The following is a 3,858-nucleotide window of genomic DNA, read 5'->3' on the forward strand; positions in this document are numbered from 1 at the left end:
TCCGCTAAGAGTCATTGCAATTTCTCCAAAACAATCAATAAAAAGACCTATAAGAACTATAATCTAAAATCTAATATCTAAATTAGATAAATATGCAATCCATAATTAAAGTTGACTTGGGGCCACAATCTTACAATGTTTGCGTGCGATCGGGCGGTTTAGACGAACTCGGCAGTCTGATGGGCGATCTAAGCTTGGGCAAAAAAGTGCTTCTGGTGTCGAATCAGTCAATTTTTCGGCAGTACGGCGAAAGAGCAACCGCAGCCCTCGAATCGGCCGGTCTGGAAGTCGGTACCTGCATTTTACCACCGGGAGAACAGTACAAAACTTTAAATTCGGTACAGAAAATTTACGGTGCGGCTTTGGAAAACCGCTTAGAACGTTCCTCGACAATGGTGGCTTTGGGCGGCGGGGTGGTGGGCGATATGACGGGTTTTGCTGCGGCGACTTGGCTGCGGGGAATTAATGTCGTGCAGGTTCCGACTTCGCTGCTGGCGATGGTTGATGCTTCTATCGGCGGCAAAACGGGGGTAAATCATCCTTTAGGGAAAAATTTAATCGGGGCTTTTCACCAGCCGCGTTTGGTGTTAATTGACCCGGATGTCCTCAAAACTCTGCCGGCGAGGGAGTTTCGTTCGGCGATGGCGGAAGTCATCAAGTACGGGGTGATTTGGGATGCTGAACTTTTCGGGAAGTTGGAGAATTGCAAGCGTTTGGATCAAATGCGCTATGTGAAGGCGGATTTGTTGGCAGAAATTTTGAGCAGGTCTTGCCAAGCTAAGGCTGAGGTGGTAAGCAAAGACGAGAAGGAATCGGGTTTGCGGGCGATTTTGAATTACGGGCACACCATCGGTCATGCTGTGGAAAGTTTGACCAATTACAAGGTGATCAATCACGGGGAAGGAGTGGCCATCGGTATGGCTGCGTCAAGCCGATTGGCTGTAGAGTTGGGAATGTGGGATGCTGAGTGCGATCGCCGCCAGTCTGCTTTGATTGAAAAAGCGGGTTTACCTGCCAAATTGCCGGCGGGTGTGGATGTTGAGGAAATTTTGCATACTTTGCAACTCGATAAGAAGGTGCAGGATGGCAAGGTGCGGTTTGTGCTGCCCGTGCGCTTGGGTGAGGCTGCTGTGAGCGATCGGGTGGATGGAGATTTGATTTTACAAGTTTTGAAGGAAATGCTTTAGATTTCTGTTTATAGGGGTGTTTAACCGTCGCTGAACGCCCATTAACGCCGATCGCCACAGATGTTTTTTCTTTCAATGTGCGATCGGCGGTTGAGTTTAGGAACCGCTCGACCGCGAATTAATTTCCTCCAAAATCTTATCTACTCTGTTAGCGGCTTGAGTTCTGCCTTGCTTGATAAATAACTCCTTAGCTTTTGTGAGGCTGGCTACTGCCTCGGCTTGGTTTTCCTTGTCTCCTTGCTGGTACAAACCGACTCCTAAATTGTTTAAAGCATCGGGATATTGAGCGTTAATTTTAACGGCTTGTCTCCACTGAACAATTGCCTCCGGCAACTGCCCCTGACTTGCCATCGCGACGCCTAAATCGTTGTGAGCTTTGGCGTGCTGCGGGTTGACTTCAATTGCTTTTTGGAATAGAACGATCGCATCGCTCATTTTACCTTGCCCCGACAACATAGTTCCTAGCTTGTAATAAGCATCCGCTTGTTTGGGATAGCGAGCGATTAGTTGCCGGTACAAGGTTTCGGCATTGACAGCATTTCCTTGACCGTAAAGGTCGTTGGCAGTTCTCAAACCCACCGTGTAGCCTTTACCTACAACTTGGCACTTTTTCTCGGAGTTGCCTTCCTGCTTGCAAATCCTGAGTTCGTCTCCCTTCATCTCATAAGACATAACTTCCCGAACAGCAGGGCCTCGGCCTGGAGGCTGCAAGTTTTGCGAGAGTTGCAGGGCGATGGTCTCAGCTTGTGCCGGTTGGGTCACTGCGGCATTCCACATTCCTGCACCCACCAAAATGCTTGGCGCGATCCACCTCAAAGGTTTGAACAAGCGAAACTCTCGATCGTTTTTCATGTCTTTTGTGGAAACGTGTTGTTGATATCCTGGGTTTCACTAGCGCCGTAAGAGTCGGAGCCGATGGGGCCCACCCGATCAAATAGTTAGTTATTAACAGTCGAGATATTTTAGCACTGTGTGGCCGAGTTTGAGTTAAATTAGAGTAGAATTCCGATCGATTCTCAGTCAACCTTAGCAGGAAAATAGAAATGGGGCAGTCTATTCTTACCATGCTCTTTGCGCTCATCCTCGGCTACGCTGTTAACTCAAGCGTCAAAATAGTCAGCGGTGGCGACGAAGCTTTAGTGGAACGTTTGGGTCAATACAAGCGCACCCTCAAGCCAGGATTCCACTTTATCAGTCCCCTGGTCGAAAAAGTCGTCTGCGTGGACACAAGCCGTGAAAGAGTTTTAGACATTAAACCTCAGTCAGCAATTACGGGAGATAATGTGGCTCTCGAAGTCGATGCCGTTGTGTATTGGCGGGTTGTAAATTTACAGAAAGCTTATTATGGAATCGATCAAATTGAAAATGCCATCGCCAACTTAGTTTTAACAACGTTTCGCGCTGAAATTGGTCGATTGCCCATGCAAGACATCTTGGGTTCCCGAGATGACATGAATAAAAAGTTACTCAAAAAGTTGGACGAAGCTACGGAAACTTGGGGTGTCAAAGTAATTCGCGTAGAAATTCAAAGCATTACACCTCCGAAAAGGGTGCAAGAAGCTATGGAATTGGAGCGCGCTACCAAGAGCGAGTGGCAAGCAATGGTCAATAAAGCGATCGGCACTAAGGAGTACATGAGGCTCTTAGTTGAAGCTTTAGACTCACATCCGAATAGCAAGCAAGTTTTGAATTACTTAGTAACCGAAAAATACTTAGAAGCTCAACAAAAATTGGGCGAAAGCGACAATGCCAAAATTCTGTTTATGGATCCGAGAAGCATGACGGAAGCTCTGGGCGAGCTGATGGGTTCTATGCCCGATGTGATTCATTCTGAGGGCGGAGAAATGAAAGTTATCGATACTAACACTTCTCAAGACTGATTCCTGAAGATAGCGTCGGCAACCAGACAAACATCGTGCATTTCTCTGACATCGTGAACTCGCAAGATATCTGCCAAATTTGCGATCGCACCTGTACAAGCCGCCGCTGTCCCCCAAATTCTTTGTTTCGCTTCTGGCTGATTCAAAATGTGACCGATGAAGCTTTTTCGCGATACTCCGACTAAAAGCGGACAGTTTAAGACACGGAATTTTCGCAACTCGCACAAAATTTCTAAGTTTTGACTGTAAGTCTTGGCAAAGCCAATACCGGGGTCGAGAATTATTTGAGATTTGTCAATACCCGCAGCAACTGCTGCCGCAATTTGACTCTCGAAAAATTCCTTAATTTCCCCAATTAAATCGCGATAATCTGTGAGTTGTTGCATCGTCTGGGGAGTTCCCCGAATGTGCATCAAAATTATTGGTACTTTTAACTTAGCAACGGTTGACAGCATTTCCGAATCAAAAGTAGCTCCCGAAATATCGTTAATTATATCAGCTCCCGCCTCAACTGCAGCTTTGGCAACCTGCGCTCTGGTAGTATCGACAGAAATAGGAACTGAGCCAAAAATATCGGCTTTTTCTCGCAGTATTTGTACCAGAGGTATAACGCGATCGATCTCCTCTTTTAAAGATATTTCCGCGGCACCGGGCCGCGTAGATTGACCGCCAATATCAATAATATCTACACCGGATTTTACCATATTTTCAGCTTGCACTAAAGCAGATTCTATGGTATAGAAATCTCCGCCGTCGCTAAAACTGTCAGGGGTAACATTTAAAACGCCCAT

General features: G+C 46.6%; 4 protein-coding genes. 2 read left to right on the forward strand and 2 right to left on the reverse strand.

Features of this window, described 5'->3' with window-relative positions:
- Nucleotides 1-92 precede the first annotated feature (92 nt).
- Entirely contained in the window at nucleotides 93-1,187 is a 1,095-nt protein-coding gene (aroB, locus tag QUA45_RS22120; protein ID WP_333100107.1) for a 3-dehydroquinate synthase, read from the forward strand.
- A gap of 96 nt (nucleotides 1,188-1,283) precedes the next feature.
- Here aroB and QUA45_RS22125 read toward each other — a convergent pair whose 3' ends face one another.
- Entirely contained in the window at nucleotides 1,284-2,039 is a 756-nt protein-coding gene (locus tag QUA45_RS22125; protein ID WP_333222123.1) for a tetratricopeptide repeat protein, read from the reverse strand.
- Nucleotides 2,040-2,230: 191 nt separating this feature from the next.
- On the opposite strand from QUA45_RS22125, the gene QUA45_RS22130 reads away from it, so the two are divergent.
- The gene (locus QUA45_RS22130; RefSeq protein WP_333071549.1) at nucleotides 2,231-3,067 is read left to right on the forward strand and encodes a stomatin-like protein; all 837 of its coding nucleotides are present in this window, start codon (nucleotides 2,231-2,233) and stop codon (nucleotides 3,065-3,067) included.
- On the opposite strand, the gene folP is transcribed toward QUA45_RS22130, so the two are convergent.
- Nucleotides 3,058-3,858, reverse strand: an 801-nt coding sequence (gene folP, locus QUA45_RS22135) for a dihydropteroate synthase (RefSeq protein ID WP_333222124.1), incomplete at its 5' end; no start/stop codon positions are given. The genes QUA45_RS22130 and folP overlap by 10 nt on opposite strands.

Origin of the sequence: Microcoleus sp. Pol12A5 (genome assembly GCF_036701435.1) — a bacterium.
Lineage (GTDB): Bacteria > Cyanobacteriota > Cyanobacteriia > Cyanobacteriales > Microcoleaceae > Microcoleus.